The sequence below is a fragment of the Flavobacterium sp. KACC 22758 genome (assembly GCF_028736135.1).
Taxonomy (GTDB): Bacteria; Bacteroidota; Bacteroidia; order Flavobacteriales; family Flavobacteriaceae; genus Flavobacterium; species Flavobacterium johnsoniae.
The window spans coordinates 3,482,536-3,507,555 of sequence record NZ_CP117878.1 but is presented as its reverse complement, the minus strand read 5'-3'; the positions used below and the strand labels follow the sequence as shown (position 1 = coordinate 3,507,555).

General features: G+C 34.0%; 13 protein-coding genes. 9 read left to right on the top strand and 4 right to left on the bottom strand.

Going from position 1 to position 25,020, the window contains the following annotated elements:
- Nucleotides 1-33: 33 nt before the first annotated feature.
- Nucleotides 34-8,598, bottom strand: coding sequence for a LamG-like jellyroll fold domain-containing protein (locus PQ462_RS14770; protein ID WP_274250565.1), 8,565 nt, complete (start codon nt 8,596-8,598; stop codon nt 34-36).
- Between the two features lie 10 nt (nt 8,599-8,608).
- Nucleotides 8,609-9,493, bottom strand: coding sequence for a phage tail protein (locus PQ462_RS14765; RefSeq protein ID WP_274250564.1), 885 nt, complete (start codon nt 9,491-9,493; stop codon nt 8,609-8,611).
- Nucleotides 9,494-9,979: 486 nt separating this feature from the next.
- On the opposite strand from PQ462_RS14765, the gene PQ462_RS14760 reads away from it, so the two are divergent.
- Both PQ462_RS14760 and PQ462_RS14755 read left to right on the top strand, forming a co-directional pair.
- Nucleotides 9,980-11,692 carry a tetratricopeptide repeat protein gene (locus PQ462_RS14760; protein WP_274250563.1) on the top strand — a complete coding sequence of 571 codons (1,713 nt, stop codon included), beginning with the start codon at nt 9,980-9,982 and terminating at the stop codon, nt 11,690-11,692.
- Between the two features lie 99 nt (nt 11,693-11,791).
- On the top strand, nt 11,792-13,150 hold the full coding sequence (locus PQ462_RS14755; protein WP_274250562.1) for an NAD-dependent succinate-semialdehyde dehydrogenase: 1,359 nt from the start codon (nt 11,792-11,794) through the stop codon (nt 13,148-13,150).
- 70 nt (nt 13,151-13,220) lie between these two features.
- Here PQ462_RS14755 and PQ462_RS14750 read toward each other — a convergent pair whose 3' ends face one another.
- Both PQ462_RS14750 and PQ462_RS14745 read right to left on the bottom strand, forming a co-directional pair.
- Nucleotides 13,221-15,182: a GAF domain-containing hybrid sensor histidine kinase/response regulator gene (locus PQ462_RS14750; RefSeq protein ID WP_274250561.1), complete on the bottom strand. Its 1,962-nt coding sequence runs from the start codon at nt 15,180-15,182 to the stop codon at nt 13,221-13,223.
- Between the two features lie 135 nt (nt 15,183-15,317).
- The gene (locus PQ462_RS14745; RefSeq protein ID WP_274250560.1) at nt 15,318-18,032 is read right to left on the bottom strand and encodes a S8 family peptidase; all 2,715 of its coding nucleotides are present in this window, start codon (nt 18,030-18,032) and stop codon (nt 15,318-15,320) included.
- Between the two features lie 518 nt (nt 18,033-18,550).
- On the opposite strand from PQ462_RS14745, the gene PQ462_RS14740 reads away from it, so the two are divergent.
- The 7 genes from PQ462_RS14740 to PQ462_RS14710 all read left to right on the top strand — a co-directional run bounded on the left by PQ462_RS14740 (nt 18,551) and on the right by PQ462_RS14710 (nt 25,016).
- On the top strand, nt 18,551-19,381 hold the full coding sequence (locus PQ462_RS14740) for a M57 family metalloprotease (RefSeq protein WP_274250559.1): 831 nt from the start codon (nt 18,551-18,553) through the stop codon (nt 19,379-19,381).
- Nucleotides 19,382-19,668: 287 nt separating this feature from the next.
- A complete protein-coding gene (locus tag PQ462_RS14735; RefSeq protein ID WP_274250558.1) occupies nt 19,669-21,291 on the top strand; it encodes a patatin-like phospholipase family protein in 1,623 nt (540 codons plus the stop codon).
- Between the two features lie 354 nt (nt 21,292-21,645).
- On the top strand, nt 21,646-21,978 hold the full coding sequence (locus PQ462_RS14730) for an ArsR/SmtB family transcription factor (RefSeq protein WP_274250557.1): 333 nt from the start codon (nt 21,646-21,648) through the stop codon (nt 21,976-21,978).
- 15 nt (nt 21,979-21,993) lie between these two features.
- Nucleotides 21,994-22,467 carry a DUF6428 family protein gene (locus PQ462_RS14725; protein WP_274250556.1) on the top strand — a complete coding sequence of 158 codons (474 nt, stop codon included), beginning with the start codon at nt 21,994-21,996 and terminating at the stop codon, nt 22,465-22,467.
- 28 nt (nt 22,468-22,495) lie between these two features.
- Nucleotides 22,496-23,119 (top strand): arsenate-mycothiol transferase ArsC, encoded by a 624-nt coding sequence (locus PQ462_RS14720; RefSeq protein WP_274250555.1) that lies wholly within the window; start codon nt 22,496-22,498, stop codon nt 23,117-23,119.
- A gap of 655 nt (nt 23,120-23,774) precedes the next feature.
- A complete protein-coding gene (locus PQ462_RS14715) occupies nt 23,775-24,011 on the top strand; it encodes a hypothetical protein (protein WP_274250554.1) in 237 nt (78 codons plus the stop codon).
- An 87-nt stretch (nt 24,012-24,098) separates the two neighbouring features.
- The gene (locus tag PQ462_RS14710) at nt 24,099-25,016 is read left to right on the top strand and encodes a PorP/SprF family type IX secretion system membrane protein (protein ID WP_274250553.1); all 918 of its coding nucleotides are present in this window, start codon (nt 24,099-24,101) and stop codon (nt 25,014-25,016) included.
- Nucleotides 25,017-25,020: the final 4 nt, after the last annotated feature.

Sequence of the window (25,020 nt, the reverse complement as noted above, 5' to 3'; positions counted from 1 at the left end):
TACAGCTGTTTTAGGAGCTCAATTATTGATTGTTTAATTTTTAATAACTTTAGTTTTTACTAGTTTTCCATCAACCTTAACTTCAACTATGTAGACACCTTGGGCTATATTTGGAGAAATTGAAATCACATTGCCGCCATTTTCGATAATTGACTTTTGGCTGAATACCAATTGACCGTTTACAGAATAAAGCTGAATGTTCACTTCCTGCTTTTTAAGGGCATTAAGTTCTATATTCAAGATTGTTCCAAATGGGTTTGGATAAATACTATTTTCGGTTTTTGAAACTTCTTCTAAAATAACTGGATTCGTAATTGTTCCCAGTACATCATTTCCTTTAAAAGTGAATGATTTAGAAGTTCCTTTTTTTGCAAATCCATCTCCCAGCGTAAATGAAAGTTCTTTTGTATCATCACCAAAAATGGTTATAAAACTCAGTTCTTTTCCATTTATAATCTGATTTCTTGCTGTTCCTTTTAGAACACCTTTAGAATCATACACAAATAGTTCATCAAATCCTTTTGGAAGTAAAACAACGGCATTCATGTTTTGTGAATATTGTTTAAACTCTGATGCAATTGTTTCCTGCTCATTGTTAGAAACTGATTTTCCGGTTTTACTTTTCTCTAAATTATCTGGATACTTAAAAGTTTGATCCTTACTTGATTTAATCATGTAACCCTTTCCGGCTTCTAAGTATTTTAAAGTTCCGTTCCAGCCAATAATAGGATCATATATTGCAAACAAATTCTGCGATTTGATAACATCTCCATCAGCAGCATCAAAATAAGCCAATGCTTCATTTGTAGTTTGATTCGATGCTAAAGGATAAGCAAGCCAGTTCCAGTTTTCTTTAATTGGAAAACTCCATACTGCAACATCGACACTTTTTCCTTTGATTTTTAATGTCTGCTCCTCTGTTACGTTTATTTTATACATTTTAGAAGAAGAAAGTCCTCCATTTGCACTTATTGTACCTGACCATCCGCTGTTTGCCGGGTTTGAATTGTCTTTAAAATAAGTTTCCAAAAGGGCAGGGGAATGGCTCAAAATACGGTTAGAGGTTTCTAATTTTAAATTCTTCGTTAATGCATTCAAATCTGAAAAAGCAGCATCGTTTGTATTTAAAGAAACCCAGGTCCATCCTTTGTTTAGTTTAATTTCCTGCTCTACTAAACCAGAATTCACAAAAATATAAGGCTTGCTTAAAGTTCCTAATACTTCATTATTCATAAAAGTAATATAAGGATTAGATTCTACAGAAGCTTCTAAAATTTTACCCTGAGAAGCATCCCAGATTTTAAATTTCAGATTTTCGCCAGAATTTGCATTGCTGTAAACCGTTAAAAAGGCGAAATATTCCTTGTAAGCTTCATTGTAAACCAGTTTTGCAGATCCTCTTGTTTCTTCGTTATAAAAAACAGCAATTTTATCATAAGAATCAGCAGACAGCACACCGTCGACTTTTATTTTTCCAATGATATTCATACTGTAATCAAAGTGAGTAGGATCAATATTCCAATTTGGTTCTGGAGCTAATACTCTTAATTTTATCTGTAATTTTTGATCGTAACCAAAATCAGTCTGCAAATATAAATTTTCCAGATACTCTCCAACAGCAGCATTTTCATCAACCGTCGCCTTAATCGTAGTTTTACTGTTAGGGTCGATTGTTCCGGCTGTTTTACTAAGAGTTAACCAGCTTGGTATATTGTTAATAGTGTAAGGCTGTTGTTTTCCTCCTTTGTTAACCAATGTAATTTCAAATGTTTTGGTTTCACCGCTGTTCTTTGTAAGGTCTACAATTTCATTATATCCTTCGGCAAACCAGCTTACTTCGTTACGATTTACATAAGCAGTCCAGGTAACAGGAGATTCCTGCATATTATTGGCACTGTCAAACATTCTGTGCACTGTAATATCTAAAATCTGTCCTTCTAATGATGCCCAGTCTGTAATAACCGGCGCAATAATCATTTCACCGTCTTTTATAACATTTGTAGTTACAAACTTAACCAGCTGACGTTCTGGCTTTATCGCCGGAGTATCATTTGAATAATTCACGGCTCCGCTGCTTAAAAGTGCGTTGTTTACCACTACACTCTGATTTGCATCTGCATGATAATATCTCGGTCCGTTTGCTGTAACCGGATCTGGAACATTCATGCGTGAGTATAATAATAAACCAATGCTTTCTACATCAACTTCATTATAACTGTCTCTGTTGATTTGTTCAACATTACGAAGTGTATTCCATAAACGGAATTCATCTATCTTACCTGTAAAAGTTCGATCAACGGTTTCTTTGCCTGAAAGATCTTTTGCTCCTCTGGCTCCAAGCCAAATTTTATTTCCAGAGAAACCTCCAATGGAAGTCATCGTATTTGAAGATACTAATTTCGTATCTACATAAGTTCTAAGTGATCCTGTTCTATTGAATAATAGCGTTACATGATGCCATGCATTATCAGAAAGTCCTTTTGTTGTTAAAACATACGACTTGCCTTCGCTGTTTAATAAAAGATTACCAGAATTATTCATATCAACAGACCATTTATTAGATAATCCGTTGCTTTGGACAATATCAAAACCATCACCTTTTCCGTTTGAGAATATAGTAGCTTCCTGAGAAGTTCCTGTTTTGATCCAAAACTCCATAGTGGCGTCCATTTCTTTGGTTATCTGAACAAAATTAACATTGTCCATAACCAGATACTGTCCGTTATTAAAGTCGTATGAATTTCCTTTTGGCTTAATGTCCCATGAACCATTTACCGTTGCGTGCTTAAATCTTACTAAATCTTTGGCTAAAGCATCTCTTCCTTCATTCATTGGCCAAAAACCAGTCAGATTAGCTTCGTTACCCATTAATTTGGTATACATTTTTGCATAAGAATCTTCTCTGGTCAATGTTTTATTCCATAAACGAAGATCATGAACGTTTCCAACAAATGTGTTTCCTCCAACAATTAAAGCATTATTATTAGCAAATTGCATATTTGCTTTACCGCTTTTAGATCCAATTTCGTTGTCATCTTCAAAAATTCTATAATCACCGTTACTGCTGTTGTATGTAAAAGTATAATGGTGGAATAAATTATCGTTTTTAAGTCCGCCTTGAACAGTAACATCTCCTAATGTGAAAGATATATTTCCGTTATTTAATCCGATGTTTAAACCGCCGTCCTGAGACATAATAGAAGCGCTTGACGTTTTGGTTTCGTTATTCAGCCAGAATTCAAGACTTAAATTTCCAGAACTAATTTGAGGACTGTTGATTACTGCCGTATTATTATTTCCTTCGAAACGTAAACTTACATTGTGATCAATTTTTAACTGATTTGTCTGTCCTTTTATCTCAATTGTACTAACCGCTGGGTTGTAGAAAATATTCTCATTAAAGCTTACTTTTAAGTCTTCACCTGCACTTAATATACCATTTGTTGGCAGAGGCGTGCCAAATAACTGAGGCGCACTTAAATCGACCAATCCTGAAATAACTTCAGATATGAATTCGGTATTGTTTGTACAAGTGCTTCTTGCTCTGATTTGATAATTTCCATTTGCTAATTTTAAAGCAGCAATATCAAAATTGTACGTTAAGCTTACTGCAGCACCAATAGATGAAATCTGTGTTTCATTATTGTTTACTGCTTCATTGTAAAATTCCGGAGTTCCATAATAGGTATGCAGACGAATCCAGTTAGGACTTGTTGCTAATTTATACTCCAAATCAATTTTTTTGAAGCTTTTAAACTTGGTGTTATAGCCTGTTAAGTTTATAGATAGCGGTTTAGTTGTTCCGTCTGTATTATAAGCTTTCTCTCTATTGTAAACCCAGTTGTTAAGCGGTGCGCTTACTGTTACGCTTGAACATGATGGAACGAAACTTGCTGAAATAAGTACTTCAGAACTTACATCTTCGCCGTCGCATAATGACTGCAGTCTGATTTTTATATCCTTATATTCATAAATATCTGAAATAGATTTACCTAAAGTGAGTTTATAAATAACTTCTTTTCCATAAGGAACGTGAACAATAGTACCATTTGGCTCAATATTAATGATTGCATTATTTGGATTAGTAGTATTGTCTACTACTAACAAGAAATCAGCATCAGAACCAGATACACTGTTGTTTTGAAGTTTTAATTCAAACTCAGCTTTTTTAGTTTCTACAACATTAGCAACATCATTGTCTGTTACTGCAAGTACAGGAACTTCTACTTTTTGAGTAGCAAAACTTAACTTTTCACGTTTGTCTTCCGGCAGTTCATTTATTACTGCTGCTGTATCACTGTACTCGGTTTTATTGTAAAAATGAGTCTGTTCTGCATCTTCATAAGGACAAGAAGTTCTTCCTCCCTGCGTGATGAAAACGGGACCATTACCATCAAAAGAGTTTACAACATCTACACTTAAAAAATTCGCTTTGTCATTGTCTTTAAAAGTATAGCTTATGTTTGTTGTTGTGGCTTTTTCTGTAGATAATGATGAATTGATATCTTGCTGAAAAAATGCTTTTGTGTTCGATTCCATTCCCACTTTGTTCACTTCAAAACCTAGAATCAAAGCTACCGACTGATCGATAACCAAGTTGTAAGAAGTAGTAGCGGCAGATACAACACTTGTTTCTACACTGCGCGAATATGATCCTAAACCTGCATCAAAAGAAACGTTTTTCTCAAATTCAGATCCAAGCATATTTTTAATCTCATTAGAAGATGTAAGCTGATTGGACAATCTTGCTTTTGCTGCAGGATCACTAATTCCGTCATAAACTCCTTTAACTTGATTATTAAAATTTGTTATAACATTTGATAAACCTGTTTTGTAAGCTGCACGATCATTTTTAGCAGCGTATTTTACTTTTTCGTTATCTAAAATTACTTTTCGCCATAAACGTATTTTCTCTGCATATTCTTCTCTCTTTTGCTTGTTAGCTGCAGAGTTAGGATCTGGTCCATTCAGATTATTTGTAATAAACGATTCATACTCTGGAATCAAAGTAGTTAAAATGTGTTTCTGCGAATAAATAAAGAATGTTTCTGTAGGTTTATCTACAAAACTAAGGGCCTTTTGTTTACTTACATAAACTGGGGTATTTACGGTACCTAAGTTTATATATTCGTTTGAACTCAAAGGTACGGCTTGACCATTTACAAATTTTTGAGGAATTGTTTTAGATGTTTCAATATTATCATACGAACCGTAAAATATGTTTTTCGAGTTTCCGATATATAAATCCCCGTCTGAACCTACATAATCTGAGGCATCACTGGTTGAAATAGCTTTACTGAAAGTATAAGTGCTTGTTACAGTTTTACCATCTTGAGAAGTATTAGACAGCGACATACCCGTAACTCCCGAGTTTTTTGACTCGATGGATACTTTGGGTGTAGGTACTAAACCTCCCTGAAGTTCAAAATACATACCTCCTGCGATAGTAAGTTCTTCTTCAACTCCTTCCTGGTGTGCCAAAGAGGCTTCGGATGTAAACGAAATACTTTCGCCCGATTCAATCGAAGCAAAACTATTAGACCCCGGCGGGTCTCTTAAAATAATCGCAGGAACATCTGGCGCAGCAGTTACAAAAGTCTGGCTTCCGTCAGCTTTTCCTCCTAAAATAATTCCGGTATCATTAAAATTTTCAACTGGATAATCTACTTCATTTAATCGGTATTTTAAAGTACTTTTTATTTCAAACGGAGGTGTAATTGATGGAATACCACCTTTGAATCCGTAGGTTAAAGTACTGCCGTCTGCTGTAATCGTTTCTGAGTCCGGCAAAGCAATATTATTGGTTTTTACCAATTCTCCATCTGTTACGGGAACTTTTACTTCTACAGCTGTTCCAGAATCATTATTGGTGTAACGTTCAAAACGATTCATTACAATTTTATACGCCATAAACTGCGTGTAAATTGGTTTTGCAAAGTTTTCTGTAGATACTTTTGTTCCTGCAACATCGATAGTTTTATCAGAAGTCTGTTCGATAACCTGCAATACAGGAGTCGATCTATAAGTAAAACTTTTTTCGTAATGATACGGAGTTCCTGTTAACGTTTTATCGACATTATTTTCCTTGTATTTAAATTCTGGTGTTTTAGTAACTGGAATTTCAGAAAAATCAAATGTTTCAGTAGTTCCTGCTTTTAATAACGAAATAGCCGAATTGCTTTTAACAACCAAATCATTTGCTTCTAGATTATATTTTAAAGGCATTACTGCAACTCTATATTCTCCCGAAGCTGTATTGGTTGTATATTTAAATTTGGTATAATTGGTTACATTGGCGCCAACTGGTGCGTATCCTAATGTAAAATTGGTTTCACCAATATTATTTTTAGCGCTGACTTCTAGATTTTTTGTAATTCCAGAGTCAATAATTGTTTTGGTTACCACACCTTGTCCGCCAAAACCAATTGGCTTTTCGGCTTCTACAGAACCTCCCACAACTTTACCTACAACAGTAACTCTTGTGTTGTCTACAAAATAAACAGGCTCATTAGCATCTTCAAAAAACTCTTTAAATTCAGTTGTCGCAGCAGGGAAACGTCCATTATACACAAACTGATGGCCGTCTTTTTTGATGGTGATATAGTGTTTTCCAATAGGAACGCTGATATCAAAATAACCGTTATCATCTGTAACTACAGGAATGTTATTGGCATCTAGAACAATATTTCCGTCAATATAAACATTTGCTCCGACTGTATATATGGAAGCATAACGATCTAAATAATCGTCTGATTTATCTTTAGGAGATCCAGCATCATTTTTCCAATATTTTGCTTTAGGAAATTTTTCACCATTTATTTCATAGTAGTTATAACCTTCATCAAGAATATTAGCTCCTCCGTCAATCCAGTCGGTATCTTTAGTACTACTATCTTTTTCTTTGCCTGATGCTTCTAAATAAGAAAGGAAAACTCCTCTGGTATCAAATGCTGCGACACCTTTAAAACTAAACGAAGACTGATCGATAAAATCAATTTTATTAACCACTTCTGAACCTAGTCCTAAATAAACCAATTGCTGGTTAGGCTCAAATTTATGCTGACCGTACATTGGAGTAATATTGTAAGATTCTCCCGTACCAGAATACTGAATCGCACTGATTTGGTAATTTCCTTTACTGTCTGTTACGCCTAAAACTCCTAATTGAGAGGTTGTTGGGTAATTATCGGCTTCTGCTGCCCATAAGACTTTATTGTCTGGCGCTGTATTAGCATCCCAAAGTTTACCATGATTTTCGTTATAATTAAAACCATTACGAGACAAATCGTAAGCAAATCTTCCTGCTTTTTCATTGGCTCTCAGATACGTTACTAGTCTGGAATCGTTTCCGCTTATAAATCGTGAATAATCTGTTCTAATGACAGACGATTCTAATGCGGCTTTCCAAATTCTGATTTCGTCAATATAACTTGATTTGCCGCCACCCACTTTAGCATTATCCCAAGTTACGCCTGAAAGTTTTACGGTGCCTGTTGGAATTATGGCACTAAAATAAGGAGCGGTATAAGAAGCATCAAGTCCTTTTAATTTACTGTCGGCCTCAGTTACATAGGCTTGTGTAATCTGCCTTCCGTTAACGTATAACAATGGAACCTGATTATCATTAATTACAACAGAAAAATGTACGAATGATTTATTGAATTCTGATACAGGTACAAGTAAATCATTTCCTCTTGAGTTCAAATTACCCGAAGGGAAATAATTCCTTAATGTGTATTTGTTTGTTCCAATATTTACATCAAGTGACTTGCTGACAGCATTTAGTTTTACAGTAACATCAAGATTATCTGCACTTGTTGAACTTGAAAGATTAAACAATCGAATCGCATTATCCGAATCACTTGTATAAGCACCATTTGGTTTTACCCAAGTCTCAAAAGTAGCTGCAGTTGAAATTAATGTACTCAAACCGCTTAGGTCTACAAAACCAGAAGCGGGAACATTTAAACCACTTCCTTTAACAGCACCGCTGCCATTTGGAGTTGCTGTAACCACAACATCTTTAACAGGATTTCCGCCTTTATAACTTATATTTCCTGTTACAACCGCTGTTGGGTTTCTGTATCCAATTCCAGTAATATAGGTACTGTAAAGAATAGGAGTTGCAGCAATTCCCTGCGCCTCTACCATATATTCATACAAAACGCCACCTTCTACATATTTATCTTCATAAGTAGTTTGTGTAGGAGAAAGACTTACTACTAAATTGTAAGGGAGATTTCCTGACTCTGTATAAACCCTTCTGTAAATCTTAATGCTTTTTACCAGATTTTCATTGGCTCTTAAATTCCAAGCAATTAAAACCTTGTCTCCGTAAAATCCTTTTGAAACGCTAAATGATTCTTCTGCAAATGTGTTGTATAAGTAAAGAACATTCCATGGAAAACGAATATCAGCAGGATTTGTACGTCTTGGCACTGTTTTATTTTGTCCTAAAAATGGAAGTCCAACTTGAATGTTGAAACCATTTTTTTGAATTGCCTGCGAAACGGGTACTATTTTAGCTCCATTATTATTTTGAGCATAAAGTCCCGCTCCCAGAACAAACATTCCGAGAACTGCAATTATTTTTTTCATAATTACAGCTTTATAATTTGATGATATAGTTTACACCGTAGTTAACAGGGCGAGTCTCATTTCCTCCTGTGTCTGCTGTAGAACCAGTTATGTTATGTGTATGATCACCAGCGTTTGACATTGTTCTTGCAAAACCAAGATCGGGTTGTACCATACCAGGATCTCCATCTACTGCATTAACAGAATTATTTCCAGTAATACTCATAAGTTTATCAAAACTGCCATTAGCATGGTTATGATCTCCCGCTGTTTGGGTAGCTAATGTACCCTTAGCATGTAAATGGCTTTTTAATTCTTCATTTTGTGTTGCTTTTAAAGCTGGTCCAGCCTGATTATTGACAGGATTTGTTCCAGTACCTCTTAAAAACATACCTTGCAGGTTTGGTGCATTATTTCCGCCAAGCAATGCAATTAATGCCTTAGCAGTTGCAGGCAGTGCTGCTCCGTTGCAAAACACCCAGCCTTCTGGAGCAACAGTCCCAATAAAAGGCATAATTGAACCTGTTGGAACACCGTTATTAGCAGCAATAGCATACGGCACATGACGCAGTTTTTCATCAGAAATAACTTCTGAACCTTTCTCAATTCTAAGATAGGCAGTATTATTAGCAAATAAACTGTTATTAACCGCCGTTGGATCTATTACATCCGAAAAAACACCAAATGCATCTGTCGTTACATTTCTGGTAACTTTATAAATATTCTGTTCAATACTTGAAGCATCCAGATAATAAAGCGTAAAAGTAAGATTGATTGTCTGATTTGTTAAAGCAGTATTATTAGCATCTCTTGCAATTCCCTGTACGGCTATTCCCGATTGAGAGGCTGAACTTTGGGCATAATTGGAAATTGATGCACAAAAAAGACATAACATTAAGAGTAATTTTGTTTTCATAGATATCATTTAAATAATTAATAATTCAGAGTAATCAAGATCTTTCACATCTTGCAGCAAACGCCGAAATTATTTCAAAAAAAAGGATTAACTAAATAATAAGGAGGGACAAAATGAGGACAAATTAATACTTGTAGAAATGCAAGTTTTTGATTTATATGTATTTAAAGAAAAGACTTTTTACTCAACATTTACTAAACGGCCAAAAAGAGAAAAAATAGAGTTTCAATTACCAATTCAAAACAGTAATTTTCTTTTCTATGAGATTAGATAGAAAATTCTTTCAAAGAATTAGAGGTAATTGTAAAAAAGATTCTTTTATAATTTGTTATTAACCTTAAAGGTTTTTAGATGACTATAAGAAAAATTTTATATTTAAGATTTTCAAGCCTTTAGTTCAAAATAATTGATTATTCTCTTAAACTTTTTTTAGTAAAATATTTATTTTTTTATAGTTTAGCAGCCCTAATAAGTCCCCATTCCAAAATGATTTTCTGCACAAAAAAAATTAAATTATTTTTTGTTTTATACGCCTTTGTTTTTTTTTCAAAATTACACGCTCAAAAACTATCATCAGCAGATGTAGAATCTATTACGGGAATAGAATCTATAATAATCAGCGAAAATAATTCAAAAAAAGACACCATAAAACTCAAAAATCGTTTGTCTTTTTTAAAGAAATCTTCCGGCAAAAAATCACAAATTTTATACTACGCCTTACTGGCAAATGGTTTTTCTTCATTCTTCGATAAAATTAACAGCAGGAGCGAGTATAATTATTTAAAATCAATTGAAGAATCTAAAAAGTTAAATGATCCGAGTCTTATGATTTGGACTCAGCTTAATTATTCAAAATATTTATATTTCTATTGCCAGATAGATAAGCTTATTCCCATTGTACTCAATACAATGGATAAATGTGATCAAACTGATCCGTCAGAAATGATTTTACCTCAAGAGACTTTTAAATTTTTTGGCTGGATAATGTCTACTGTTGAAGATATGTCTGCAATTGGTTACTATAAAAAATCTATGCAGTATATGAAAACTCCTTCTTCAGAATCTGCTGGTGTTTTAAACGCAATTGGCAACTGTTATTTTAGAAACAAAGATTTAGCAAATGCCATGCATTATTTTAATAAATCTGAAACTATGGCTTTAAAAGTTGGCGACAGTATAAGATATGCAAAAATTTTAGGTGATAAAGCACTCATTTACGAAGAAAAAGGAAATCTAAAAGATGCTGTACATTTATTAAAACAAGATATTTTCTACTCTCAAAAATTTAAAATTGATAAGAATGAGATGTATGCTTCTATATTATTGGCTAAAATTCTTTTAAAACTAAAAGATACCGATAAGGTTGAAGAAATATTAGACAGAGCCGGAAATATTGCGAGTTCAAAATCTTACTACAGAAGCTCTTTAAAAGAAGTAATTGAATTAAAACTTAGTATTTTAAAGGGTAGAAATCCAGAAAAAGAGCTTTTGTTAAGACGCCAGCTTAAACAAATTGATGAATATCTTCTTAGTACAAACGGCAATACCGTACTGCAAAGATCGCATTGGCTTATTCAGAAAAAGAAATATGAAAATAATACTAATAAAATCCGGCTGGAATTAGAGCAGGGAGAAAAAATGAAGAAAATCTATATTCTAATTTTAATCTTAACGATTTCATTAAGTATTGTTTTGTACCATTCTTTAAATAAAAAATTAAAAGCAAAAAGAATAAAACTTGAAAATGACAGGCTGCTTTTTGAACAAAAGCTTAATGATGCCAGTTCAGATATAGATGCGTATACAGAATATCTTGAAAATAAAAATAAACAGATTTCTATTTTAGAAAATGAGCTTGAAGTAATTAAAACTACAACTTCCAGACATTTAAATGACGAGAAAAGAAAGCTTGAGGAAATGTTAAGTACTCATTTAATGACAGATGAAAATTGGAATGCATTTAAACGAGAGTTTATAAATCAGCATACCGATTTTTATAATGCGATAATGGAAAATTTTCCTGAACTAAAAGAATCCAATCTTAAAATAATTATGCTTCAAAAATTAGATTTTAATAATTATGAAATGTCTAATTTATTGGGTGTTACAATCGATGCTGTCAAAAAAAGCAAACAGCGATTAAAGAAAAAATTAGGGGATAAGTACGATCTGTTATTTGAAATTATAGATTATAAATAGCCTGCAGTTCATTGCAAATCTTATTTTAATGCACATAGTTTACGAGAAAAATCGTAACTTTTGTTTTTAAAAAGATTCTTGATTTTAAATATTTATTTTATGATAACATCCATAAATCCCTATACATCTGAGAAAGTTTTCGAAATAAGAGAATTTAATGACGATGAAATTCAAAAAGCACTGGATAAAGCAGACGAACAGTACAAATCATGGAAAGAAACATCTTTTGCCCAGAGAGCAGCCTTGATAAAATCTGTTGGAGATGAACTGAGAAAAAATGTAGAAAATTATGCAGCGGTGATTACCTTAGAGATGGGTAAACCAATATCTGAATCTGCTGCAGAAATTGAAAAGTGTGCCAAGCTTTGCGACTATTATGCTGAAAATGCCGAAAAACATCTTGCAGATAAAGAAATTGAAACCGAAGCTTACAGAAGTTATGTAAAATATGAGCCAATTGGTGTTGTACTGGCAATTATGCCGTGGAATTATCCATTCTGGCAGGTCTTTCGTTTTGCAGTGCCGGGATTAATGGCAGGCAATACGGCAGTTCTAAAACATGCCAGTAATGTAATGAACAGTGCCCAGAATATCGAAGCTGTATTTAAAAAAGCCGGATTTCCGCAAGGGTGCTTTACAAACCTGCCTGTTTCAAGCGCAGTAGTAGAAAAAATTATCAAAAATCCTATAGTGAAGGCCGTTACCCTGACAGGAAGTGAAAAAGCGGGAAGATCTGTGGCTGCTGCTGCGGGAAGCGAAATCAAGAAAACAGTATTAGAACTGGGAGGAAGCAATGCCTTGATTGTATTTGCAGACTGCAACCTGAATGAGACAGTGAAGAGCTGCGTTTTATCGCGGTTTCAAAATGCTGGTCAAAGCTGTATTGCCGGTAAACGACTTTTGGTAGAAGCTACTATTGTAAATGAATTTAAAACAGCTTTTATAGAACAGGTAAAACAGCTTAAACAGGGAGATCCTATGGATAAGCAGACTTCGATCGCCACTATGGCAAGAGTTGATCTTGCAGAAGAACTGGAAGGGCAATTAAAAAAATCAGTTGAAATGGGAGCAAATATACTTTTGGGAGGTAAAAGAGAAAATGCCTCTTTTGAACCGACAGTTTTAGATAACGTAACGCCCGATATGCCTTTATTTCAAGAAGAAACATTTGGTCCCGTTATCGGAATTACTACTTTTGATACAGATCAACAGGCAGTAGATCTTGCCAATAAAAGCTCTTTTGGGTTAGGTGTATCTCTTTACACAGAAGACATTGAGAGAGCTTATAAACTCATCCCTAAATTTGAAGACGGGGCAGTATTTGTAAACGAGATTGTTAAAAGCGATCAAAGACTTCCGTTTGGAGGAACAAAAAACTCAGGATACGGACGTGAACTATCCGTTGATGGAATACAGGAATTTGTGAACAAAAAAACGGTTTATATTAAAAAATATTGATGGTATTTTTGCTCAGGCAGCTACTATAATGCAGGTTTAATAAACAGACCAGAAATTCAGTAAAAAGTAATTACAGTTCTTTTATAATTTCCTCAATATTGCAGTGCAGGATATCAAGATTGTCAGCAGTTTCGGCAGTGAATTCTTTTTTTCGGGCCTGATCTTCGATAGAGGAGAGGGTCTGACTTAAGTCCTCCAGCAGGAAAAGATGCAGCCATACCTGAAGCTGTTCTGCAGTTTGCAGTACTGATCTAAAATCTTTACGATAAACAGCCTGCTGTAATTCCTTTAACTCTACAGGAGCCTTCTGCATAAACTGGGAGGTTACTTCTTTTTTCCACCCAGGTTTTTTCCTGTCGGTTTTTTCAATTGCAGATAAATCTGCTTTGGAAGGAATCAAAGGACGACGATCTTTTTTCAAAGCTTGTTTGATGGCTTCCAGAAGTTCATGCTGTTTAAAAGGCTTTGGTACATAACCGTCCATTCCGGCATTTAGACAACGATGATGCTCGCCGGCAAGAGAATGGGCTGTCATGGCTATAATAGGAATTTCATTTTTGAGTTCACTGCGAATGTAATGTGTAGTTTGATAGCCGTCTCTTACAGGCATCTGAAGATCCATTAATACCAGATCATATTGGTTTTCTGAAAGAAGTTTTATACCCTGATCTCCATTTTCAGCAATATCGATTTCAAATCCAAACCCTTCAATAACGTTTTGTGCCAGTTTCTGATTTAAGCGGTTGTCTTCAAGAAGAAGTATCTTAAGCCTGCCCAGATCATTTACGGGAAGCAGTTTAGGATTTTCTTTTATATAGACTGGTTTTTTATACGTCGCTGTGAAAAAAAATTCCGATCCTGCGCCTTCACGGCTTTTAACTTGTATTTTCGAATCGTGCAGTTTTACCAGCTCTTTAACAATGCTCAATCCCAGACCAGTACCTCCAAATTTTCTTACAGTGTCTTCCTGACCCTGTGTAAATCGCTCAAAAATAGATTCAAGATGCTCCTTTGGAATGCCTATTCCAGTATCTTTAACAGAAAACCGAATGGTATAAGAATCCTCCGTTTCTCCTTTATTTTTTACAGAAATGGTCACTTCACCTTCATTTGTAAATTTAAGAGCATTTCCTGCCAGATTTACCATTATCTGATTCAATCTTCCCTGGTCACCTGTAATAACATCAGGAAGTTCGGCATCCAAAAACAAGTTAAATTCAACACCGTCGGCAGTTTTTACTTTTAGAAGGTCGTAGACATGGCGGAGTGATTTCTTTAAATTAAAGGGCTGCTTTTCCAGAGAAAGTCCTCCTGATTCAATTTTAGACAAATCCAGTATATCATTTACTATGAGTAAAAGATTTTCACCGGCTGTTTGAACATCCTGTATAAAAGCCTGCTGTTGTTTATCGAGACGTGTTTCGGATAGAAGTTCAGTAAAGCCTATAATAGCATTTAGAGGCGTCCTGATTTCATGGCTCATATTAGCCAGAAAAGATTCTTTTGCCAGTACAGCACTTTCGGCAATTTTTTTTTGTCTCAGCAGTTCGTTATTTTTTATTCCAAGTTCAAGTGTTGTAATAACATGGCGTGCTACAATATGAAGTGCCCTTTTTTGATTTTCATTGAGTGAGCGCGGCTCATGATCTGCAGCACATAAAACCCCAACTGCGTGACCATCTGGCGTGATAAGCGGCATTCCGGCATAAAATCGTATTTTCAAACCTCCTTTTACATCAGGATCATCTTTAAAGCGTTCGTTGAGCAGTGTGTCCTGAATTTCGACCAGAGAAGAATCCATGATAGTGTAACGGCTGAAAGTAATCTCCCGAGGCACTATGGAAAAACCTAGGCCAATTTCAGATTTGAACCATTGGCGGTTTTCGTCGATAAAAGCAATGTAGGCAATCGGTACACCACAGATATAGGATACCAGGGAAGTTGCATCATCAAATGCATATCCCGGAAGAGCTTCCAGCATATTACTGTAACGCTTTAGAATATCCAGGCGTTCAGATTCATTATAAGGCATGGACAAAGGGATTTCTCATGACAGATAAATTAAGTCTTAAATTTACAAATATTTCCTTTTTAATGGTTATATATTTATGCGGTATTTCTTATACAATTCACAGGTAAAATAATATGTAAAAATTCCTCAAAGTGCTTAAAAAACGGCAATTTTCCCTGTCTGCACTTTACCTGAACTCGTAATTATTTTGTAGATATAAATTCCTGAGGCAGTATTTTTTAGAGTAATGGTATTAGTTAAGGAAATGAGAGGTGAAGTAATCGTATTTTGTCCGCTGATATTGTAGAGATAAAAAACAGCATTTTGTTCTTTTTGGGCCTCGATAAATAATTCTTCATTTTTGCCTATAAGCGTAGGATGAATAAAAAAGAAATCACTATCTCTATAATCAGCATCAAGAATTGAGGAGCTTATTACATTGTTATTTTCTAAAATTAAATTTATTTTATATTGATTTCTGCCTTTAGCAGGTTCAGTATCTAAAAAATAAAATGTTTTGGAATTGATATCACTTATTGTACTGATAACATTCTGAACATTATTAATTATTTTAACCAGCTCAATTCTTTTAATATTGTACAAACTGAAAAGACCGGCATCAATCTTTACTTGATCCTCCTGATAAATTTCGGCAGAAGCCAGTTCAAAATAACAATTTGAGTTTTGGGCATACTGCAGTGTTGACTCACTTTTTATTCCTTCGCTGTTATCAAATACAGGAGTAACAGTGTAAAAATTTCCATCTGTATAAGTATAATCTGCGGTTGTTATTTGTTCTTTAAATTCAAAACCATCTCCTTTGAGTTGATAAATATTAAAAGAAGCAATATCGGCGGGTTTGTCCCAGTTAATTGCAGTTGTGCCGTCACAAACTAAGCTGGTGCGGATATTTAAATCATAAGAAATAATAAAGTCATCCGATATATAAGCAGTATCATTGATAGTCATTTTTAATTTTGCTTTTGAAAATCTTTTTTCAGAAGGCGTATAGGTAAATTGTTCGGAATCCAAGTTGATGCCGTCTGCAATACTTTCCCAGTTCTGTCCATTATCATAACTAATAGACAATTTTCCTGAGATACCCGAAAAAGAAGAATCCCATTTAAAGGGTGAAATCGTTTTACCGTCATAAGGGAAATTATCATTTGCAACAGGATAATTCCATTGAAACTGATTTTCCAGTTCATATTCATAAGCAATACTGTATATCTGGGAAGTATTTGAAATATATGAACCCATGATATTGATTGTACAGGATCCCGATATGGGATTTTCAATAGTAACCTGTTCAATATTGTTAAGTTTGTCTTTTCCTCTCTGCGCTTGCTGCTCCGGGAAATTAGGATTAAGAACCCAAGGCAGAAAAACGGAATTGTCTGCCGTAATAACTTCAAGATCTAAATCATTTACTAAACTTATATTACTGTTGATTGCGGCCGGCAGATCGTTCCAGACTAAGGTGATTTTTAAGTTTTTTGCATTTTCAGGAACATTAATCGTATGTGTGTTTGTTTGGGCAGAGGTCAGACTGCCGGATATAATTCTGTTCTCGCTGATGGTTTTCAGGCATTTATCAGCATTGATATTGCCATAACCATAAGTAAAATCTGGACCTGTACTGCCTAAATCTTTGGCGCTGTTAATCAAAATTGCTTTTGTTGCGGCATTGGTCAGAGCCTTATCGTGTATGTTTTTATAATGTTGTTTCATCAGCGTGATAATTCCTGTAGCCAATGCTGTTGAATTTGAAGTCCCCTGAGTACTGAACGCGACAAGTTCTGGTTTTATCCGACCGTCATACGCTGGACCTTTTGAAGAAAAAGGCATAATTACTTCGTTTTGGTCCACACAGCCTATTATGATACTATTTTTAGACTGCTTAAAATTACCAGTAATAGATTTATAACCTTCAAGACCAGTATTTCCAGATGAGAAGCAATGCGTCAAATCTGTATTTAAAAATAATTGATCGTCATAAGCATTAGCAAGCGAGCCGTAAAAATTCTCAATTATTGTCCCGTAGGAATGATTTGCAGTTGCGGCTCCTTGTAAAGTCTCGATTTCATCAGGATAAATATTCATAAAATCAGATGAGAGGATTCTGGCCTTTTGGGCGACACCTTTTCCTAATACAGAACTATTTCCTAAACCGCACACTATAGTAGCCATAGCCGTTGCGTGGTTCGATACCACAGCAGATTGTGTTGTAGAAGCAATATGCTTGTTCAAAAGATCAACATCATTAACATCAAAAAAATCATCTTTAATTACTGCCGTTTGATCTTCACCTCTTAAAAGAGGAAAATCTGCATGAGCTTTATTGATATAATTAATACTAAAATTTTGATCGGTTATTTTAGATTCCGTTTTTGCCAAAAGTGATTCCTGTGAAATAGAAGATACACTGCTCAGGGCAGCAACCTGATCCATAATTTTTTTAGAATCACTTTTTATCAATACAAGATGATCATTAAGTATTTTAATGTCTGTAATGTCGAGTGATTTCAAGCCGGAAATTAAATTTTGAAGAGAATCAGCAGCTATTATATACGGTTTGTCTTCGTTGTGATTTGAAAAATTAGACGGCAGTTTCCACAAATTATTAACTGGGTGCATCTTTTGTAAAGACTTGCCAGATCTGGACTTTTGGTTTTCAACAATACAAAAAGTACTGTCGAGTTTTTTTACAATTTTATAATGGTTGAGGCGGGCATTCTCTAAAGACGTAAAATAATATTTTTCAAATTTTATTTCATTTTCCTTTTTCATGTATTGTTTCCATTTATCAGAGCTTTGCGAGAGACTGATTGTGGTGATCATAAAAATGAAAAAAGTAATTGTGGTCTTCATTTACTGTAGATGTTAAGGCGTCTGCAGGTTTTTAGTACCTCTTAATTCTGATCAGGCAAGGAGATAATCGTTTGTGTTTGAAATAGTAATCTGCTGCAGATAAATCAAAGTTATTAAAATATTTGTAAAAATTTTATTATTTTTTTCTTGTCTAACCTTTTAAATTTATTGAAACACTATTTTCTTAGAAGGTGTAATTAGATTTTTGAATAGAATTCATGACTGAAAAAAGTGTTTTTAAACTCCTCCAGAACAAAAATAAAAATTTTAAAAATGCTTTTCTGTTTAATGCATTGATTTACATATCTCTAGTAAATAAACGGGTTAACACCATTATTAAGACAATTAAGGTTAAATGTTTGATTTGTAATATTATAACAAAAAGTGTTAATTTTGTTATATTTAATTTTTATAAGTATTTTAAGATTAAAATATATATAAATTTGATAATAAATATTACAATATTTTGTAAAAGAACCCCTGTCTATCAATTTATTTAACAAACTAAAGAAATTATTATGAAAAAAATTAAATCAATCCTGATTCTGTCATTTGCAGCATTAGTACTATTGTCTTGTAATAAAGAAGATGAGACCGTATCATCTGGTCAAGAGTCTTTAAAAGTAACACCAGAGGTGTTAGAAAAACTTAAATCACTTTCTTTGAACACCTCAGATGTGCAGGTGATCCAAAATACTAGTTTAGAGGGTGCTGTTGAAGATGCATTCCTTGTCGAAGGAGATATTATCATCACACAAGCGCAATTAAACAAAATGGATCTTCACGGAGGTATTACAACAGAACAATACCGTACAACTAATTTAGTATCTGCTCCAAGAACTATTAGAGTAGTTGGTTTATCAGGAACTGGTACAACAGCTCTGACAACCAACATGCGTAACGGACTGCAGGCTGCTATAAACAGATACAATAATTTAGGGTTGTCTATCAACTTTACTTTGACTTTTAGTTCAAGTACTTCAGGCGCAAACATTGTAGTGCGGAGACAAACCGGATCTGCCGGCGGAGTAGCTGGTTTCCCTTCTGGAGGAAATCCATATAATTCAGTTACCTTATATTCAGGATTAGATTCTTATTCAACAAATGTAAACGCACACGTTGCGGCACATGAAATAGGACATTGTATAGGTCTGCGTCATACAGACTGGTTCAGCCGTCAAAGCTGCGGGCAGAATTCAAATGAAGGAACTGCTGGTGTAGGAGCAATTCTTATTCCGGGAACACCTTCTGGATATGATGCCACTTCTTACATGAGAGCATGTTTCGGTTCAAACGAAACCGGCGCTTTCAATGCTAATGATATTACAGCATTAAACTATTTATATTAAAAACTAAACTATAGGGGTATCTTGCAAAATAGAAAAGGCTGTTTCATAATTTATGGAACAGCTTTTTTTATTAGATACATTTTGGCTCGTTCAGCCAATTTTTTAATAGAAAATTAGGTATAAATACGTTGTGTTGTATTTAGCAGAAAATAATACATTTGAATTGTAAGTAATTGTAAATCAGTGATAATTAGAGGCCGGTAAATGTTGGTTAGAAAGAAATAATCTCCAGAAAGACCAATCTGGTGAAAAAAACAGAAATTCAAATACAAAAATTAACCTAAACTATGAAAACAGATCTAGAAGTAATTAAAAAAGATATCGGAGCTGAAAGACTGGGAACGAATCTGTTATCAGTTTCTGAACGGCTGGATAAACTGTCAGATAAAAGATTTTCGGATGTAATTTCAAAAGACGAAAATGGACGTATTCTGCAATGGATCAATTTTGTACAGGAAGGAGGCGGAACACTCGGTATTTCATTAGTGGGCTACGCTTTTGTATTAGAATATGTCGGCATACGGTTTCTTAGAATTGCAGGAACCAGCGCAGGAGCCATTAATACCTTATTTCTTGCTGCAATGGGCAGTAAAGATGAACCTAAATCAGCGGAGTTGTATGATATGATGATGGATGATAAGCGGTTTTCTCTCAAAAGTTTTGTTGATGCTAAATTGGGAATTGTCAAAAAAATAATTTTTTCTTTTACCAGCGGTTCTAATTTTTTGAAAAATTTAGTTCGCTTTTATGGCATTATTGCGTTGTTTGTATTAATTATTCTGCCAATTTTTATGGCGATGGGATTTTCCCTAAAAATTGCATATTTCATTTTTTTAGCGGTTTTTGTGTTTATCACGGTAAGAGTAGGAATGCTGCTATACAGATTCCACAAATACAATTATGGCATTAATCCCGGTAAAAGTTTTGAGGAATTTTTAAAGAAGGAATTAGAAAATGTCGGAATCAAAAATCTAAATGATTTAAAATCTAAATCCGAAGGCTATTTTATCCTAAATGATAAAATTTTCATGAGTACAAAAGGGGGCAGAGTGGAGTCACTCGATAACTTTTCTAGTCTTAAAAATGCGGTATCAGATAAAAAATGGTATTCGGACATTTATGATGAGGTGCTTGAGAAGACAGTTGATAATAAGGCTTTTGAATTTAATAATTCAAATTTTAATCAAAACCCGCCTAATCTCTACCTTATCAGGGAAGAAGACTCTCAGGATTACAATGCGCTAACCAATAAAGAGAAAATACATCAGAAAGAAAGCATTGATAAAATTTGTTTTGACTATTCTTTTGTGACAACAGATATTGCCAATCAATGCAAAATTGTACTGCCTAAAGACGAAAATCTATATAAGTTTGATCATGAGGGCAGCCCCGCAGTATTTGTAAGAGCTTCTATGGCAATACCTGTGTTTTTTGAGCCAAAAAAAATTCCCGTAAATAATACCAATGACTGGATGAAAACAAAAGGTTTTACCAATCTCTCAACCGAAAGTATTTTTATTGATGGAGGCTCACTTTCAAATTTTCCTATTAATTTATTTCATAACAGCCATATAACAGAGGCCAGGGTGCCCATTTTTGGAGCGCGCATACAGGATGAGAAGCCTGTTGAAAATAAAAAGCTGCGCCTTACCTTTTCAAGTTACGCTTTCAGTATTCTCAATACACTGCGAAATAACGAAGATTCTTCATTTTTGGCAATTAATCCATTTTATAAAAAATTCAGCATTGCCGAAATAAATACGTATCATACAAAAATAAGCTGGCTGAATTTTGCGCTCACTAAAAATGAAAAAAGGAAATTATTCTTAGCAGGAGTGGAGGCAGCGTTAGTTTTTTTGGAGCAGTTTAATTGGGAAGTGTATAAAGAAGAACGAAAAAAGACATTATAACGCTATATCTTCCAATGCTGTTGGTCTGCTATAAATTTAAAAACAAATATTCTGCACCATGAATTTTAATTATGTCTTAAATTGTAATTAAAATACCGTTTAGAGGCAGTTGAAAAAATGCAGTATTTTGAAATTTGCAGCTGTAAACATCGGGCTGGTTGTGAAATTCTTGGCTGAGATTTTTTACATTTTTATATATCCTTGTAAAGAGAAAGCTTTTTAGCTTTCTCTTTTTTTGTTTACAAAGCAATCTCGAAATCAGCTTATTTTAAAAAAAATAGAATAATTTATTCATTTTTTAAATTTATATCGTAATATTGCAATATAAAAATATTGCAATATAAAAATATTACAATGGGAGCAACAAAAACAGATCACTTTACAGAAAGTCAAAACGAACTGGCAGTTTTGGCCAAAGCTTTAGGGCATCCAGCCCGTATTGCTATAATTGAATATTTATTAAAAGTAGATGCCTGCATTTGCGGCGATATTGTAAATGAGCTTCCTCTTTCACAGCCTACGGTATCGCAGCATCTTAAAGAATTAAAAAATGCCGGACTTATTAAAGGCAACATTGAAGGAAATTCTATCTGCTATTGTATTAACGAACCGGGTTTAGAAAAAATAAAAAGCTTTTTTGAGCATATTTCGGCTCATCTGGCCAAAAAAAGAAACGAATGTTGTTAACTAAAATAAAGTGTTATGAAACTATCAGAAATTAAAGAGATATTAAAAACAGTAGAAACGGTAAATTTTGAACTGCCAAACGGAAATTTTGTTCCGGAATATTTTCATGTAACCGAAGTAGGTTTAATTACCAAAAACTTTATTGACTGCGGCGGTACAGTAAGAAAGGAAACAGTAGTAAATTTTCAACTTTGGAATGCCAACGATTATGAACATAGGCTGAAACCGCAGAAACTGATTCATATTATTGAACTTTCTCAAAATGTTTTAGGTATTGAAGATCATGAAATAGAAGTAGAATATCAGGATACTACTATTGGTAAATACGATTTAGACTTTAACGGTAAAAATTTCATTTTATTAAACAAGCAAACGGCTTGTCTGGCTCAGGATCAATGCGGTATTCCTTCTGAGAAACCCAAAATAAAATTGACACAGCTTCATACAGATAATTCAAATTCATGTGCGCCGGGCGGAGGATGCTGTTAATTTAATTAAACGTAACTTTTTTAAGAGTATGTTATTTTCCGAAATAGAAAGAACAGTTCAGTCGTTTGATTTTAATGAAATTTCAAACGATCGTAAAGCTATATTGCAGCCTTTAATAGAGTATATTCAAAATAAAGTAAACAACCAGGAACAAGTTAACCTTAACTTTATTTGTACACATAATTCCAGAAGAAGCCATTTATCGCAGATATGGGCGCAGACTGGTGCAGCGTATTATAAAATAAAACCGGTTTATTGTTACTCTGGAGGAACAGAGGAAACAGCAATGTACCCAATGATTGCTGAAACTTTAAGAGCATCAGGTTTTAAAATTACAGTACTGTCAAAAGGTGTAAATCCTGTTTATTCTATAAAATATGCTTCAAACAGGCATCCTCTTATTGGTTTTTCAAAATTGTACGATGCTGATTTTAATCCTCAGGATGATTTTGCAGCCATTATGACTTGTTCTAAGGCTGATGGAGACTGTCCTTTTATTTCAGGAGCCGAAAAACGAATTCCGATTGCTTTTGATGATCCGAAAAAATCAGACATTACTCCGCACCAAAAAGAAATTTACAAGAAGAGTAGTCATGAAATTGGCACGGAAATGTTTTACGTATTCTCTCAAATAAATAATTATGATTTATAATATATACCCTAAAGTGATATTTAAAAAACGTATAGGGGTTTAAATCTGAAAATAGATCCCCTAAATTTGTCCTGTATAATAAAAGCTGGCATAGTTTATTTTTGGAAACTCTAAAATATTTCAGTTTTATTAGCCTTAATAATTCGCGTCTTTTAAAAAAGAGAGAACTTATGTTCTCTCTTTTTGTTTTTAAATTGTATCTCATCATTAAATCCAAAGAAATTTTGACTGTCTTTTTATGTTGCAAGTTATAACTTGCAACAATTTTTTAAATCATTGTATTATAGTAAGTTGTACATTGCACTCGATTAAAATTTGAATTAGAATTAATCGCTCTTCAAAATATCTTCTGTTTTTTAAAATTTGTTCTCTACATATTTTTAAGAGTTTAGTATCTTTTTTTATTATTTCTTACCTTATTTTATGTTGGCGCTTCAGATTAACCCCGAATCGAAGTGAATTTTACAAGCCATAATTTAAATTATTCTTTTATTTATTACGCAGAAAATCTTCTGTTATCATTTTAAGTGCATTTGATTTCGTTTTGCCTGCTTTTATAAAATAGACAAAGAGCTGTATGCGATATCTTATCAAAATCTGCTTAATGCAAATGATGGCAAAATAGTATCATTATTTGTTTTAATAGTAGAAAACCATGAATGCACAGAGTTCACTATTAATATCGCCCTTTTTTTTCACTGTCTTTTCAATGCAAGAGCAAAGAGAAGCAGAAACTATTGCTGCTGGTAATGTACACAAATTTGGTGTGCCTTATTGCTTTGTGTGTTTTTCTTATTGCATAAAAGAGTGCATCAATACATATAAAGTTTCTTTAAAAAATAGTATTGCTATTTTAAAGATAATAACAGCTCAAAAACAGGACAAAAAATAATTTATATACACCAACAGGACTGCATTATGCAGTCCTGTTGTTTTTTAGGAGAATTGAAAATAGTACTAATCACTAATATATATTATTATGAGATCAAAATTATTTTTCTTAATCATTATATGTGCTAGTATTTCGTGTTATGCCCAGCAGGATGCACAATATACACAGTATATGTATAATACGATCAACATTAATCCGGCTTATGCCGGATCTCGTGGGGCGCTGAGCATTTTTGGACTCTACAGGACCCAGTGGGTGGGTCTGGACGGAGCTCCGGAAACCAGCGCCTTTTCTATCAATACCCCAATCAATAACAGCAGGCTTGGAGTGGGTTTATCTTTAGTTAATGACAAAATAGGCCCTACAAACGATACTGATATTTCTGCGGATATTTCCTATACCGTTCAGACATTGGCTGATTTTAAACTCTCTTTTGGGATTAAGGCAACGGGAAACTTATTCAATCTCGACATCAACAAACTAAATCCTTCACAGCAGGGTGATCCTCAGTTTCAGGATCTCGATAATAAATTTTCACCCAATATAGGAGCTGGTATTTATTGGCATTCTGATAAGGCCTACATTGGTTTATCAGTACCCAATTTTATCGAAACCAATCAATACGATGATAATGATGTTGCTATTTACAAAAGTAAAATCAATTATTATTTAATAGGAGGGTATGTATTTAATCTCGATAAATACCAAAATTTCAAATTTAAACCTGCGACACTTATTAAAATGACCGATGGAGCGCCGCTTCAGGTTGATATTTCTGCAAATTTTATGTTTATAGAAAGATTTGTTGTAGGTGTTGCTTACAGATGGGATGCTTCTGTGAGTGCTTTGGCCGGGTTTCAAATTACAGACGGACTCTACATTGGCTATGGATACGACCGTGAGACTTCTAATTTAAACAACTACAATTCAGGTTCTCATGAAATATTTCTGCGTTATGAATTCTTTAAAAAGAATGGCAAAATGACAACTCCTCGTTTCTTCTAAAAAT

Excerpts from the sequence above, each read along its gene's own strand:
- PQ462_RS14710 (WP_274250553.1), top strand. The coding sequence starts at position 24,099 with ATGAGATCAAAATTATTTTTCTTAATCATTATATGTGCTAGTATTTCG.
- PQ462_RS14745 (WP_274250560.1), bottom strand. The coding sequence starts at position 18,032 with ATGAAGACCACAATTACTTTTTTCATTTTTATGATCACCACAATCAGT.
- PQ462_RS14715 (WP_274250554.1), top strand. The coding sequence starts at position 23,775 with ATGAATGCACAGAGTTCACTATTAATATCGCCCTTTTTTTTCACTGTC.
- PQ462_RS14720 (WP_274250555.1), top strand. The coding sequence starts at position 22,496 with ATGTTATTTTCCGAAATAGAAAGAACAGTTCAGTCGTTTGATTTTAAT.
- PQ462_RS14730 (WP_274250557.1), top strand. The coding sequence starts at position 21,646 with ATGGGAGCAACAAAAACAGATCACTTTACAGAAAGTCAAAACGAACTG.
- PQ462_RS14755 (WP_274250562.1), top strand. The coding sequence starts at position 11,792 with ATGATAACATCCATAAATCCCTATACATCTGAGAAAGTTTTCGAAATA.
- PQ462_RS14750 (WP_274250561.1), bottom strand. The coding sequence starts at position 15,182 with ATGCCTTATAATGAATCTGAACGCCTGGATATTCTAAAGCGTTACAGT.
- PQ462_RS14760 (WP_274250563.1), top strand. The coding sequence starts at position 9,980 with ATGATTTTCTGCACAAAAAAAATTAAATTATTTTTTGTTTTATACGCC.
- PQ462_RS14765 (WP_274250564.1), bottom strand. The coding sequence starts at position 9,493 with ATGAAAACAAAATTACTCTTAATGTTATGTCTTTTTTGTGCATCAATT.
- PQ462_RS14735 (WP_274250558.1), top strand. The coding sequence starts at position 19,669 with ATGAAAACAGATCTAGAAGTAATTAAAAAAGATATCGGAGCTGAAAGA.
- PQ462_RS14725 (WP_274250556.1), top strand. The coding sequence starts at position 21,994 with ATGAAACTATCAGAAATTAAAGAGATATTAAAAACAGTAGAAACGGTA.
- PQ462_RS14740 (WP_274250559.1), top strand. The coding sequence starts at position 18,551 with ATGAAAAAAATTAAATCAATCCTGATTCTGTCATTTGCAGCATTAGTA.
- PQ462_RS14770 (WP_274250565.1), bottom strand. The coding sequence starts at position 8,598 with ATGAAAAAAATAATTGCAGTTCTCGGAATGTTTGTTCTGGGAGCGGGA.